At 64.2% G+C, this 13,175-nt stretch carries 10 protein-coding genes; 3 read left to right on the forward strand and 7 right to left on the reverse strand.

The window, feature by feature from the left end:
• The first annotated feature begins 73 nt into the window (after positions 1–73).
• A complete protein-coding gene (locus tag ACP7BZ_RS07945) occupies positions 74–2,845 on the forward strand; it encodes a DNA topoisomerase III (protein WP_426111817.1) in 2,772 nt (923 codons plus the stop codon).
• Between the two features lie 120 nt (positions 2,846–2,965).
• On the opposite strand, the gene ACP7BZ_RS07950 is transcribed toward ACP7BZ_RS07945, so the two are convergent.
• The 3 genes from ACP7BZ_RS07950 to ACP7BZ_RS07960 are packed head-to-tail and all read right to left on the reverse strand — an operon-like array spanning position 2,966 to position 7,693.
• Entirely contained in the window at positions 2,966–3,190 is a 225-nt protein-coding gene (locus ACP7BZ_RS07950) for an addiction module protein (protein ID WP_426111819.1), read from the reverse strand.
• A 42-nt stretch (positions 3,191–3,232) separates the two neighbouring features.
• Positions 3,233–6,811, reverse strand: a complete 3,579-nt coding sequence (locus ACP7BZ_RS07955) for a hypothetical protein (RefSeq protein WP_426111821.1) — start codon at positions 6,809–6,811, stop codon at positions 3,233–3,235.
• Positions 6,812–7,693, reverse strand: coding sequence for an ABC transporter ATP-binding protein (locus ACP7BZ_RS07960; RefSeq protein WP_426111823.1), 882 nt, complete (start codon positions 7,691–7,693; stop codon positions 6,812–6,814).
• Positions 7,694–7,883: 190 nt separating this feature from the next.
• Here ACP7BZ_RS07960 and ACP7BZ_RS07965 point away from each other — a divergent pair, with 190 nt between their 5' ends.
• Both ACP7BZ_RS07965 and coq7 read left to right on the forward strand, forming a co-directional pair.
• The gene (locus ACP7BZ_RS07965; RefSeq protein WP_426111825.1) at positions 7,884–8,333 is read left to right on the forward strand and encodes a hypothetical protein; all 450 of its coding nucleotides are present in this window, start codon (positions 7,884–7,886) and stop codon (positions 8,331–8,333) included.
• A 27-nt stretch (positions 8,334–8,360) separates the two neighbouring features.
• Entirely contained in the window at positions 8,361–9,011 is a 651-nt protein-coding gene (coq7, locus tag ACP7BZ_RS07970) for a 2-polyprenyl-3-methyl-6-methoxy-1,4-benzoquinone monooxygenase (RefSeq protein WP_426111827.1), read from the forward strand.
• A gap of 15 nt (positions 9,012–9,026) precedes the next feature.
• Here the strand turns inward: coq7 and ACP7BZ_RS07975 are convergent, their stop codons facing one another.
• From ACP7BZ_RS07975 to ACP7BZ_RS07990, 4 genes are read right to left on the reverse strand one after another with little or no spacing between them, the layout of a single operon-like run.
• Positions 9,027–9,449 carry an OsmC family protein gene (locus tag ACP7BZ_RS07975; protein WP_426111829.1) on the reverse strand — a complete coding sequence of 141 codons (423 nt, stop codon included), beginning with the start codon at positions 9,447–9,449 and terminating at the stop codon, positions 9,027–9,029.
• 47 nt (positions 9,450–9,496) lie between these two features.
• Positions 9,497–10,678 carry an ABC transporter permease gene (locus tag ACP7BZ_RS07980; protein WP_426111831.1) on the reverse strand — a complete coding sequence of 394 codons (1,182 nt, stop codon included), beginning with the start codon at positions 10,676–10,678 and terminating at the stop codon, positions 9,497–9,499.
• Positions 10,678–11,409 carry an ATP-binding cassette domain-containing protein gene (locus ACP7BZ_RS07985; protein WP_426111833.1) on the reverse strand — a complete coding sequence of 244 codons (732 nt, stop codon included), beginning with the start codon at positions 11,407–11,409 and terminating at the stop codon, positions 10,678–10,680. Before ACP7BZ_RS07985 ends, ACP7BZ_RS07980 begins: the two co-directional genes overlap by 1 nt.
• Positions 11,410–11,445: 36 nt before the next feature.
• Positions 11,446–12,912: an alpha/beta hydrolase gene (locus tag ACP7BZ_RS07990; RefSeq protein ID WP_426111835.1), complete on the reverse strand. Its 1,467-nt coding sequence runs from the start codon at positions 12,910–12,912 to the stop codon at positions 11,446–11,448.
• Between the last annotated feature and the right edge of the window lie 263 nt (positions 12,913–13,175).

The following is a 13,175-nucleotide window of genomic DNA, read 5'->3' on the forward strand; positions in this document are numbered from 1 at the left end:
TGCCGGGCAAGCCATGTATCATGCGGCTGCTCCATCCCTTTATTTGCCCCAGAATCCGTACCACGAGAACCCTATGACAAAAACCCTCATCATCGCCGAGAAGCCCTCCGTCGCGAACGACATCGCCAAGACGCTGGGCGGCTTCACCAAGCACGATGAGTACTTCGAGTCCGACGAATACGTGTTGTCGTCGGCGGTCGGTCACTTGCTTGAAATCGCCGTGCCGGAAGAGCACGACGTCAAGCGCGGCAAGTGGAGCTTTGCGCATTTGCCGATGATCCCGCCGTACTTCGCCTTAAATCCCATCGCCAAGACGGAAGCGCGTCTGAAGGTGCTCAACCGCCTGATCAAGCGCAAGGATGTCACCGCCCTGATCAATGCCTGCGATGCCGGCCGCGAAGGGGAACTGATTTTCCGTTTGATCGCGCAAAACGCCAAGGCCAAGCAACCGGTCAAGCGCCTGTGGCTGCAATCGATGACGCCGGGCGCCATCCGCGACGGCTTTCTGAATCTGCGCTCGGATGCCGAGATGCTGCCGCTGGCCGATGCCGCCCGCTGCCGTTCCGAAGCGGACTGGCTGATCGGCATTAACGGCACCCGTGCCATGACGGCGTTCAACTCGAAAGAGGGCGGCTTTTATTTGACCACGGTCGGCCGCGTGCAAACGCCGACCCTGTCGATCGTCGTCGAGCGCGAAGAAAAGATCAAAAAATTCGTCTCGCGCGATTATTGGGAAGTACGCGCCGAGTTCGTCTGCGCGGCCGGTATCTACGAAGGCCGCTGGCTCGACCAGTCGTTCAAGAAAGATGACAACGATCCGGAGAAGCGCCCCGAGCGCCTGTGGAGCAAGATCGCCGCCGACACCATCGCCATGGCCTGCAAGGGCCGCCAGGGCAGCGTGCGCGAAGAGAGCAAACCGACCACCTCGATGGCGCCAGCCCTGTTCGATCTGACCAGCCTGCAGCGCGAAGCCAACGGCCGCTTCGGTTTTTCGGCCAAGAACACCCTCGGCCTGGCGCAGGCGCTGTACGAAAAGCACAAGGTGCTGACTTACCCGCGTACCGATTCGCGCCATTTGCCGGAAGACTATATCGACACCGTCAAGGAAACCCTGACGGTGCTGGCGGAAAACAATAACTATTACCAGTTCGCCAAACAGATCAGCCAGCAAGGCTGGGTGAAACCGAATAAACGGATTTTTGATAACACCAAAATTTCCGACCACTTCGCCATCATCCCGACCAACGTCGCGCCGAAAAACCTGTCCGAGCCGGAACAAAAACTGTACGACCTGGTGACCCGCCGCTTCCTGGCGATTTTTTATCCAGCCGCCGAGTTCCAGGTCACCACCCGGTTTACCGACGTCTCCGGTCACCAGTTCAAGACCGAGGGCAAGGTCATGACCAACCCCGGCTGGCTGGCCGTGTATGGCCGCGAGTCGGCCACGGCCGACGACAAGGAAGGCAATGCCAACGGCAACCTGGTGCCGGTCGCTGCCGGTGAAAAAGTCCACACCGACAAGGTCACCGCCAACGGCCTGGTGACCAAGCCGCCGGCCCGCTATACCGAGGCGACGCTGCTGTCGGCCATGGAAGGCGCCGGCAAGCTGATCGAAGAAGATGAATTGCGCGACGCCATGGCCGGCAAGGGCCTGGGCACGCCAGCGACGCGCGCCGCCATCATCGAGGGTCTGCTGGGCGAGCGCTACCTGCTGCGCGAAGGACGCGAGCTGATGCCGACCGCCAAGGCATCGCAGCTGATGACCTTGCTGCGTGGCCTGGGCGTCAATGAATTGACGGCGCCCGAGCTGACCGGCGAGTGGGAATACAAGCTGTCGCAGATGGAAAAGGGCAAGATTTCGCGTGAAGAGTTCATGCTTGAGATCGAGAAGATGACCCAGATCATCGTCAAGCGTGCCAAGGAATACAACAACGACACCATTCCCGGCGACTACGCCACCTTGACCACGCCATGCCCGAATTGCGGTGGCGTGGTCAAGGAAAACTACCGCCGCTTCGCCTGTACCAAGTGCGAATTCAATATGAGCAAAACGCCGGGCAGCCGGCAGTTTGAAATTCCTGAAGTCGAGCAGTTGCTGTCGGCGCGCACCATCGGTCCGATGCAGGGCTTCCGCTCGAAAATGGGGCGGCCGTTTGCGGCCATCCTGCGCATCGTGCGCGACGAAGACATCAATAACTGCAAGCTTGAATTCGATTTCGGCCAGAACGACGAAGAAGGCGAAAACGGCGAAGGCGTCGATTTTACCGGGCAGACGGCGCTGGGACCGTGTCCGAAGTGCGCCGCTGGGGTCTTTGAAATGGGCCTGGCCTATGTGTGCGAACACAGCGTGGCCAAGCCGAAGACCTGCGACTTCCGCAGCGGGCGCATCATCTTGCAGCAGGAAGTATTGCCCGAGCAAATGGCCAAGCTGCTCAATGAAGGCAAGACTGACCTGTTGCCCGGTTTCGTATCGCAGCGCACGCGGCGGCCGTTCAAGGCCTTCCTGGTCAAGGGCAAGGACAGCAAGATCAGCTTCGAGTTCGAAGAGCGCAAGGCCAAGCCCGGCGCCAAGGTGAAAGCGGCGGCGGTGGTCGATCCGGTCGACGGTGCCGACGCCGCACCGGCGAAAAAAGCGCCGGCGAAAAAAGCGGTGGCGGCCAAAAAGCCGGCAGTGAAAAAAGCGGCAGCCAAAACGGCGGCAAGCAAAACGGCGGCAAGCAAAACGGCGGCAAGCAAAACGGTGGCCGTCAAAGCGGTGGCCGTCAAAGCGGTCGCAGTGAAAAAAGTGGCGGCCAAAAAACCGGCGGCCAAGAAAGCCGTGGCCAAGAAAGTCGTGGTGCTCTAAACATCAGGCGGCAATAAAAAACCGCTGCCAGCCCATGCGGGGTGGCAGCGGTTTTTGGTTTTTGCAGGGCGCCTGCCTCAGTCACTGCGCATGGCGCGCGCCATTGCCGGTGTTGCGGCCTTATTCTTCCCACTGATCCTGCAGGGCGCGGATGGCCGCTTCGCCATTGCGGATGGCTTTGACTCGGTGCACGATTTCGTTGCGCCACGCCTCTTCGGCATCGTCTTCGACGCCTTCGGCCCCTTCGCCATTCACGTCGAGCAGCAGCATGCGCAGCAAATCGCGCTTTTCCGCGCTGTCGAGCTGCTTGATGCGGGCCGCTATCTCTTCAACCAGTGCCGTCATATTACCCCTTGAAATTTTTATTTTTATATAGTTTTTTTTAGTTTAACGCATTTCGACGTCAATGAGGTTATCTGTTGGCTTGCGGTCAATTAATTTGTTATCGGGGTCGATGCCGGCCCTGGCTGGCCGGCCAGCCACCACCATCGTCACGCTGAGGTCCTTGCCGGTCACCAGGCGGCGCTCGCGCAGCAGGGGATTGCCGGCTTTGTCGTCGACGCCGAAGTCGATGCTGTCGTGCAGCGGTACCTCGTGCTCGTCGCCAGCGCCGCCAGCGCGCAGCCTGGCAGCGCTGGCCTTGATCGTCACCTGGTAGCGGCCGTCAGGCAGGCGGGTGCCCTGGGCGGCGGTGGCGCGGTTTTCATACAGCACGATATTGTCGAACGCATCGTCGACCAGCGCGGTGCCGCCGGCGCCTGCAGCCTGGCGCAGGGCGCTGGTCAGATCGCTGACGTTGGCATACGGCGCGCCCTTGAAAGCGTGGCTAACGAGCAACTGGCGCAGCACCGCGTTGACGGTGCGCTCGCCCAGTTCGTCCTGCAGGCGAAACATGACCAGGCCACCCTTGCGGTAGTAGATGTACTTTTGCTCTTCGTTGTCGGCCAACGACAATTCGCGGCGCGGCTCCTGCGCGCGGCCGCCCAGGTAGCGGTCGAGGTCGTAACGCAGGAAGCGCCGCATATTGCTCGCGCCCACTGCCTGCTTCATCACCATCAGCGCCGTGTATTCGGCCAGGGTGTCCGATAGTACCGTGCTGCCGCGCACGTTGGCGCCCACCAGCTGCTGGCCCCACCACTGCTGCGCCACGTCATGCGCCGTGATATACACGGGATAGTCGATGTCTTTCGGGTCGCGTTCGTCGACCCGGGCAATGAAGGCGGTGTTTTCCGGCAGGGTGACGGTGTTCGGGTAAGCCTGGGTGCTGCCGCTGCTGGCATTCCTCGGTACCTCGACAATGCGCAACACCTTGTGCTGGTAGGGACTGAAGTTGGCGGCCGCATAATCGAGCGCCAGGCGGGCGCCCTTGATCATCCGTTCGAGATTGGCATCATGACCCGGGTGGTAGTACAGGTCGATCGTCACATCCTGCCAGCGTTCGTGGCGCACTTCGTAGCGCGCCGACTGCACCGCGTACGAGTGCAGCATGGGGGTGTCCATCTTGTAGTGGAAATAGCGGCGCCCGTCCTGCAGCCATTCGCGCTCGAGGGTGCCAGCGGTGATGGCGATCTGGTCCGGGCTGGTGCTGACGACGGCGTCGAAATTGATCAAGTCCGCATCATTGGCCAGGGCATTGCTGGCGCTGCCAAGGGGATCGGTGGCGGCCAGCATGGGCGCGCGCGCGGCCAGCTGGTGACGTTGGCGGTCGCGCTCGTCGATCAGCTCGGTGCGCGGCTGGTAGCCGATGCGCGGCAGCGCCTGGTTGTCGAATGCCGTGCCATTGCCCAGCACCGGCGTGTCCAGGCCAAAGCCGAGGATGCCGCGCGGCGCCACGCGCAGGTCGAAGCTCATTGCCATGCGCTGGCCGGGTGCCAGCGCCTCGTTCAGGCGCCACGCATACATGCCGCGCTGCTGGTCGGCCAGCACCAGCCGGGCGCCGGCCGAGAGCTTGAAGTCGATGGTGCCAGCGGGCGCCTGGTGCACCACTAGCTCGACAATCGGCCGGCCACTGCGGTTTTCCAGCTGGTAGGCGCCGCGCACGTGCAGGCTGCGCTGCTCGGGCACCAGGTCGACCTGCAGATGAACGTCGCTGATGCGCGGCTGCGGCAGCGCGGCCAGCACCTTGTAGCGCCGTTCATACTCGGCGCGCACGGCATCCTTGCGCCAGGCAGTCTGGTAATCGTTGGCGATGTGCAGGTTGTAGTACAGCACGGCGCCACTGCCGGCAAACAGCGCCAGGCCGGCGCCAAAGGTGGCCAGCACGGGCAGGCTGAGCTGACGGCGCGCCAGTTGCAGGCGGCTGCCCGCTTCCGCGCTGTTACCACGCGGCCAGAACACGCCGGCCGCCACCAGCAGCATCAGCGCCGCGCCCGCCCAGTACAGCTCGAACCAGCGCTCGCGTGCCACGGTGTGGCCATAGCCGTTCATGGCCGAATAGATCAGATCGGGCGAGCTGCCATACAGCAGCAGCGGATGATCGAGGCCCAGCACACCGAAGCTGAGGGTGGCGGCGTAGTACAGGATCATGGCGAAATAGGCCAGGTACTTTTGATTGATCAGCACCTGCAGGGCGATGGCCAGCACCGCCAGCAGTGCGTACTGGGGCAGCTTGATGAGGAACAGGGTCGTCAGGTACAAGCCGGGCTCGATGGCGAAATAGCCCTTGAATACCTGGATCAGCACGCCGCACAGCATGGCGATGGCCAGCATCAGCGCCTGCAGCGCGATCAGGCTGAGCGTTTTACTCAGCAGCGGCAGCCAGTTCGGCAGCGGCATGGCGTCCAGCATCTGCGCCATGCGCGCCTCGCGTTCGCGCCAGATCAGTTCGCCCGCGTAAAAGGTGGTGATGACCATCATGATCAAGCCATAGGTCTCGTTGATCAGTTCGAGCACCTGGTAGGTGAGCGGGTAGGTGGCGGCCGCCATCGGCCCCATGTTGACGGCACTGGCGGCCAGCACCAGCACGCCGGCCAAGGCGATGACGACAAAATAGACGTTCTTGACCGATTCGCGCAGGTACAGCCAGCTGGTCCTGCACAGCAGCAGGGCGCTGTTGCGACCGCTGAAATCGGGCGTTTCGCGGGTGTCGAGGGCGGTTTGCATGAGCGCCGCGCGGTGGTCGTCGGCGCCCTCGGCACGGTGGGCGGCGCGGCTGTCCTGCATGCCGACAAAGTGGAAGCGCCAGTAACCCAGCAGCAGCACGCTGAGGGCAACGCCGGCCCAGATCAGCCGGTTGAGTAAATACACGCCCTCGAAGGCCACCACGCGGCTGTTCTTTTCAGTGATGGTCCAGTATTCGGTCAGGCGCACCAGCGCGGTGGTGCCGAACGGGTCGATCAGCGCCGCCAGCGTCTTGTAATCAAGGTCGCGCGCCAGCGAGGGCGCCACGATGTAGCCGATCATCATCACCACGCTGGCCACATACACGGGCAGCATGCGGCGGGTCAGCGCCGCCAGCGTAAAGAACAGGCCGCCGAAAATGAACAGGTTCGGCAACAAGGTAAATACATAGGGCCGCAGATACAGGCCCAGGCTGGCCGGGCCGATGCGGGCCGGCTCGATGCCGGGCAGCCAGGTGCCCAGCCAGGCGCCCAGCACGATGCTGGAAAACACCACCGCGAGGGTGACATAGGCGCCGATGAAGCGGCCGAACACATAGGCATGCTTGGGGATGGGCGCACTGAAGAAAAAATGGTGCATGTCGTATTCAAAATCCTGCTGCACCGAGCGGCCCATCACGGCGGCCATCACCACCACCCCCAGGCAACCGAGCCAGGCCACGGTAAATTCGACCGAGCGCGGGGCGTTGATGAAGACGCGGCCGCCGAACGACACCATGGCGTCCTTGAAAACGCCGCCGGCCGCCGCCATCCACAGCACGGCGAGCAGGAAAAACATGGTGAAGTACACCCAGGTCGACAGCAGTTGTAGCCGCTGTCGCGCTTCGAACAGGGCAATGGCCAGCATTTAGTTACCCTGGCCGAGACCGGCGATGGTGGCGAAATAGACGTCTTCCAGATCGGCCCGGGCCGGCGCGAAACCGTGGCCAGGGTCGCCCTCGTCGTAGACATGGATCAGGGTGCGCCCGCTGAGCAGGCGGCTGGAGATGACGCTGTGGCGCCGCTGAAAGGCCGGCAACTCGGGCTTGGCGACGAAGCGCGCCCAGATCTTGCCTTCGATGGCGTCGATCAGGCGGGCCGGCTCGCCCGCCAGCAGCACGCGGCCCTGGTGGATGATGGCCATGTTGGCGCACAGGTCGGCAACGTCGGCGACGATGTGGGTCGACAGCAGCACGGTCTTGTCGTCGCCAATGTCGGACAATAAATTGTGAAAGCGCACCCGTTCCTGCGGATCGAGGCCGGCGGTGGGCTCGTCGACGATGATCAGGCGCGGGTCGCCCAGCAGGGCCTGGGCGATGCCGAAGCGCTGGCGCATGCCGCCGGAAAAGCCGCCGAGGCGCTGGTGGCGCACGTCGAACAGATTGGTCTGCTGCAGCAGGCCATCGACCACCTCGCGTCGCCGTCCCTTCTGCGACAGGCCCTTGAGCACGGCAAAATGGTCGAGCAGTTCGTAGGCGGTCACTTTCGGGTACACGCCAAAATCCTGCGGCAGGTAGCCGAGCAGGCGGCGGATCGCGTCTTTTTCGTCGAGCACGTCGAAGTCGCCGAAAAACACCGAGCCGCTGTCGCACTCCTGCAAGGTGGCGAGGGTGCGCATCAGGGTCGATTTGCCGGCGCCGTTGGGGCCGAGCAAGCCGAACATCCCGGCCGGGATGCTCAGGCTGACGTTGTCGAGCGCGACCACGCCATTCGCGTAGGTCTTGCACAAATTTCGGATGCGTAACTCCATGAACCACTCCTGATACGTCACACTGCGGCAACGAGCGCAACTGCGCACGCACGCCCGACCTTGCCATTGTATGAAATTTGTTGCCAGCTCGGCGGTTCAGTGCGACAGTCGGTCCGATCGGGCAGCCAGAGTGCACAAACGGCGCCGCAGATTGTTGTGCCGGCGCCGCCAAAGCGTGGATAATGGCCGCATGGATACCGCCATTCAAGAGCGCGTGCTGCAGGTGGCGCGCGCCGCCCGCAACCGTGACGAGTCGCTCGCCTGGTTCCGTGTCGCCGTCGGCCTGCACTACCTGGCCGCGCTGGTGCGGCCCGAAGCGATCGACTTCAAGGTGGTCGACCGTGCTTACAACAAATTTATTTACCAGGCAATCGGCCGCGGCCACAGCATTGCCAGCGCCCTGCAGTTCATGAGCGGCGCCAAGGTGGTGCCGGTGGTCGATTCGCCGCGCTTCATGGCGGTGTTTGCCGAACACTGTCCCGAAGTGCCCACCGATACCATCGGCTTTTTGCTGTCGCTGAACCTCGGCGTGGCCAAGGCGATTTCGCGGCTCGACATCGGCGGCCCCGTGCTCGACTGGATCGAAAAGCAAAACCTGGCGGCGCAGCCGGGCGCGCCGGCCTTGCCTGGCATCTTATAATCAATTTTTGACTGCAGGAATTTCCCCATGTCCGCCATGTTTGCTCCCCGCTTAGGCGGTATCGATGGTTTTATTAGCGGTATCGACAAGGCCTTGCGCGTGGTCGCCGGCGTCGCCGTCGCCACCCGCGCCAATCCGGCCGTGCATATCGATGATGTCCATCTGGAAGGCGCCGAGCTGCGCCGTAGTGCCGGCCTGATGCGGGTTAATCACGTCGGCGAAGTGTGCGCCCAGGCGCTGTACGACGCCCAGGCCCGTTTCGCCGCCAGCGACGCCATGCGCGCGCAGTTCGTCCAGGCTGGCCGCGAAGAAGAAGACCACCTGGCGTGGACCGCGCAGCGCCTGGCCGAACTGGGCTCACAACCGAGCGTATTCAATCCCGTCTGGTATGCGGGCGCCTTTGCGCTGGGCACGCTGGCAGCGCAGCTGGGCGACCAGCGCAGCCTCGGGTTTGTCGTGGAGACAGAACGCCAGGTCGAAGCGCACCTCGACAGCCATTTGGTGTCGCTGCCCGCGCAGGACGCCAAATCGCGCGCCATCGTCACCCAGATGCGCGACGATGAAGTGGCGCACGGTGCCGCCGCGCAGGCGCTGGGGGCGATCAACGTGCCGGCGCCGGCGCGGATGGCGATGACGGCAATGGCCAAGGTGATGACGGCGACCGCCTATTACCTGTAAGCTGGCAGCGATCGCTCAGGCGTCGACGATCTCGAACGAGTGGGTAATCGCGGCCGTCTTGGCCAGCATGATCGATGCCGAGCAGTATTTGTCGTGCGACAGCTGAACGGCACGCTCGACCGCCAGCGGTTTCAGATTGCTGCCGCTGACGACGAAGTGAAAATGAATCTTCGTAAATACCTTGGGATCGGTGTCTGCCCGCTCGGCCTGCAGCGTGACGTCGCAACCGCTGACCGCCTCGCGACTGCGTTTAAGAATGAGCACGACGTCGTAGGCGGTGCAGCCGCCGGTGCCCAGTAACACCATTTCCATCGGCCGCGGCGCCGTGTTGTGGCCGCCGCCGTCGAGAGCGCCGTCCATGTGCACCACGTGACCGGATCCCGTCGTTGCCTTGAAACTCATGCCCGACGGGCCATTCCAGCTCACTTTTGCTTCCATGATTCCTCCGTTGTACGAGGCGCTATTGTAAGTGGTGTGGCCACGGGCTACACGCCCAGCACATACTGCTCGCTCTTCATGCGCCAGGCGGCGAAGGCGGCAAACGCCAGCGCCGGCAGCAGCGCACTCAAAAACGTCAGCAGGTAAGGCAGGGCGCCGAGCGCCTCGCCGCGCGCCACTTCCTTCAGTAAAGTCTGGTTCGACAGGATCGGCACCGCGTACATCCACAGCGCCGTCTTCAGTTCCATCATCGACACCACCAGGCCGGGTGCCATTGGCAGCAGCATCAGAAAGCTCAGCGTGCTCTGCGCTTCCTTGAACGATTTGGCATTCATCGCCACCGCCACCTGCATGGCACCGGCGAACAGCGACAGGGGAACCGATACCAGGCAGACAGTGGCCAGGTCGGCATTGGTGACGCGCCAGGCCATGCCGATTTCTTCCAGCGGCAGCCAGGCCAGCACGGCGTGGGCCACCGCCAGGCCGATCACCAGGCCGATCAGCGACAGGGTGGCGGCGGCCAGCCATTTGCCCGTCACCAGTTCCCACGCATGGGCCGGCTGCGACATCAGCACTTCCAGCGAGCGCCGCTCGCGCTCGCCGGCGGTGCTGTCGATGGCGGCCGACAGGCCGCACAGGAAAGCGGGAAAAAACAGCAGGCCCAGCACGCTGCCGATCAGGCCGGCCGAGCGCGCCGCCGTGCTGCCGGTGTCGTAGCGCTGCACCAGCACCGGCGAGACCAGCGCCGGCGAGACGCCGTGCGCCAGCAGGCGCGCGCTGGTGACGCCGGCGCCGTAGGTGCGCAGCACGTCTTCGATGTCGCGCTGGCGCTGGCCGTTGTCGGCGGCCGAGTCGAACCATAACTCCACCCGCGCCGGCCGCAGCGCCTGGTAGTTGTCGGTGAATTTGTCGGGGATGCGCAGCAGCGCCACCACCTTGCGCGCCTGCAGCAGCCTGGTGATGGCGGCCTCGTTCATCGGCCCGACTTGCTGCACCAGGATGTTTTTTTGCTTGAACTGGGCCATCAGGTTGGGCGCCTGGGCGGCGCCGATGACGGCCAGTTCGATGCCTTCGCGTTCGGGCTTGGTGGCGCGCTTGATCGACTGGTTCAGGATGATCCCCAGCATCAGCGGATACATCAGCGTAAACAGCCCCAGCAGCATCAGCGAGCGGCGGTCGCGCAACGACTCGCGCAATTCCTTGCGCAGCACAACGGTCCAGATGGCCATCAGGCGATTCCTTCTTCGGTTCCAACCAGGCTGACGAAGGCGTCTTCCAGGTTGGCGATGCCGGTGCGTTCGCACAATTGTTGGGGCGAGCCTTGCGCCACCGTGCGGCCGCGGGCGATGACGATGACGTCGTCGCACAGGTGGCTCACTTCCTGCATCACGTGGGTGGCCATGATGACGCAGCAGCCATCCTGGCGCAGTGCCTGCAGGGCGGTGCGCAGGGCGCGCGTGCTCATGACGTCGAGGCCGCGGCTGGGCTCGTCGAGCAGCAGGTGGCGCGGGCGGTGCAGCAGGGTGCGCGCCAGCGCCACCTTGATGCGCTGGCCCTGCGAAAAACCTTTCGAGCGGCGCTCGACGATGTCGGCCATGTCGAGCAGCGCGCAGACGGCATCGATGCGGCCGTCGAGCGCACCTGCATCCATGCCGTTCAGCTGGCCAAAATAGCGCAGGTATTCGCGCGTGCTCAGCTTTTCATACAGGCCGAACTGGTCGGTCAAAAAGCCGATGTCGCGGCGCACCGCCATCGGGTCGACGGCCGGATCGACGCCACCGACGCGGATGCTGCCGTGGTCGCGCTTGAGCAGGCCGACCAGCAGGCGCAGCAGGGTGGTCTTGCCGGCGCCATTCGGGCCCAGCAGGGCGGTGATATGGCCGTCGCGGGCGCACAGGCTGACGCCGCCAAGGGCGTGCACGGCGCCGAACTGTTTGCGGACGTCGACGGTCTCAATCATGATGATCCTGGCGGTGAAGGTAAGCAGGTGCGAGCTTCATGGCTGCGGCCCGGCGCTGCCCAGCTGAAAGCCGGGGATCGGGATTTCCTTGAGACACTGGGCGGCCACCGGCTTGTCGGGCTGGTCGATGAATTCGCGCAGCAGGCGCGGCGCGCAGCCCAGCTGCGAAATGCCGTGGCCGGCGCTGTCGACCACCAGCTGCTGCGGCTGCCGCATGAATCTGGCAGCCGCTGCGGCGCGCCGTGGCGGCGTCACCGGATCGAGCGCGCCCGACAGCAGCAGGGCGGGGGCGCCGATCTCGGTCGGCGCCAGGAGCGGCACCGGCGGCACCGCCACCGCCTGGCACAGCACCGGCAAGCGCATCAGCATGGGCGCCACCAGCGCAGCCGCATCGTCGGCGCGCAGGGCTGGTGTCAGGCGCGGCAGGTCTTCGGCGCACACCACCGCCAGGTACAGCAACATGGCGGCGCTGCCATCGGCGGCGAAATCGGCCGCCACATTGCGGCGCGCCATGAAGGGTTCCCAGCGGCCCTGCACGGCGCTGTGGATCAGGAAGGGCAGGCGGCGGCTGTCGACCGGCGAATACAGGATGCTGTGGACGGTGCCGAAAAAGCGGCCGCTGGTCATCGGCAGGGTCACTGGCAGGCCGGTGCGCGGATCGGCAATATTGACGATCACCTTGCCGGCGGCGATGCGCGCGCTGAGCGTGTCGAATTCGGCGCGGATCTGCGGAAAAGCCCGCTGGCACTGGGGCTCGGCGGCGCACTGGCGAAACAGCGCATCGAGCGCCGCCTGGCCGTCGCGCCCGCCGGCCGGAATGACCTGGTCGGGCGCCGCCACGCCATCGAGCATGAGCGAGCGCACCTGCGCCGGATAGGCGCGCGCATACGCTTGCGCCAGCCGGGTGCCGTAAGAACCGCCCCACAGATTGATGCGGCGGTAGCCGAGCGCCACGCGCACCGATTCGATGTCGGCGGCGGCGGCGGCGGTGCCGTAGGCGCGCAACGGGGTTTTCAGGCGCGCCACGCAGGCGACCAGTTCGGCGTCGAGTTGCTGCTCAGTCATGGTTTCTTGCGCTGGCGTGGTTTCGCAGTCGAGCTTGCCAGACAGGCCGGTGCCGCGCTGGTCGATAAAGACGATGTCGCGGGTCGCGCGGATCCGGCGAAAGCTGGTGTTCAATAATGGCAGCACATCCGAGCCGGCCTGGCCGGGGCCGCCAGCGAGCACGAACAGGGGATCGGGCCGCGCCGCTTCGCGAAACGCTGGCGCCACCGTCACGTGCAAGCCGAGGCTGGCGCTGGCGTTGCCGGCGCCGCGTTCGAGGGGCACGCTCAAGGTCATGCAGCGCAACGGTTCTTCGACGCCCGGCAAGTGGCACGGGTGGGTGGCCGCCGCCGCCGCAGCGGCCGCAGCGGCCGCAGCGGCCGCAGCGGCGCTGGCGGCCAGCAGCGCAGAAAAAAGCGCCGCCAGCATGGGCGCGGTACGGAACAAACGAAGTGTCACAGGCTCTCCAGTGCGGCGGATCGACGCGGTCAGTGAACATCAGTCTAGATTGGCAATGTTTTACTGGTCAATCGTTAGTTTCATTTTTGAATGATGTCGCCAGGAAAGGCGTTGCGGCTGCTTTTTTCTGTTGCGCGGGGTGATTGGCAATTGACGCCAGAGCGAGGAAGGCGTTATACTTGCCGGCTTTCCGTTTGCTCAGGAAAGACAATAAGGCAGAGTCCGCGGCAGCAGAGCGGAACCACCATTTGAGCGATGTATTG

The organism is Massilia sp. PWRC2 (assembly GCF_049896725.1).
Taxonomy (GTDB): domain Bacteria; phylum Pseudomonadota; class Gammaproteobacteria; order Burkholderiales; family Burkholderiaceae_D; genus JAFCUW01.

Bases quoted from the DNA above. Each gene is read 5' to 3' on its own strand.
- ACP7BZ_RS07950 (WP_426111819.1), bottom strand. From the start codon at position 3,190: ATGACGGCACTGGTTGAAGAGATAGCGGCCCGCATCAAGCAGCTCGAC.
- ACP7BZ_RS07960 (WP_426111823.1), bottom strand. From the start codon at position 7,693: ATGGAGTTACGCATCCGAAATTTGTGCAAGACCTACGCGAATGGCGTG.
- ACP7BZ_RS07955 (WP_426111821.1), bottom strand. From the start codon at position 6,811: ATGCTGGCCATTGCCCTGTTCGAAGCGCGACAGCGGCTACAACTGCTG.
- coq7 (WP_426111827.1), top strand. From the start codon at position 8,361: ATGTCCGCCATGTTTGCTCCCCGCTTAGGCGGTATCGATGGTTTTATT.
- ACP7BZ_RS07985 (WP_426111833.1), bottom strand. From the start codon at position 11,409: ATGATTGAGACCGTCGACGTCCGCAAACAGTTCGGCGCCGTGCACGCC.
- ACP7BZ_RS07975 (WP_426111829.1), bottom strand. From the start codon at position 9,449: ATGGAAGCAAAAGTGAGCTGGAATGGCCCGTCGGGCATGAGTTTCAAG.
- ACP7BZ_RS07980 (WP_426111831.1), bottom strand. From the start codon at position 10,678: ATGGCCATCTGGACCGTTGTGCTGCGCAAGGAATTGCGCGAGTCGTTG.
- ACP7BZ_RS07945 (WP_426111817.1), top strand. From the start codon at position 74: ATGACAAAAACCCTCATCATCGCCGAGAAGCCCTCCGTCGCGAACGAC.
- ACP7BZ_RS07965 (WP_426111825.1), top strand. From the start codon at position 7,884: ATGGATACCGCCATTCAAGAGCGCGTGCTGCAGGTGGCGCGCGCCGCC.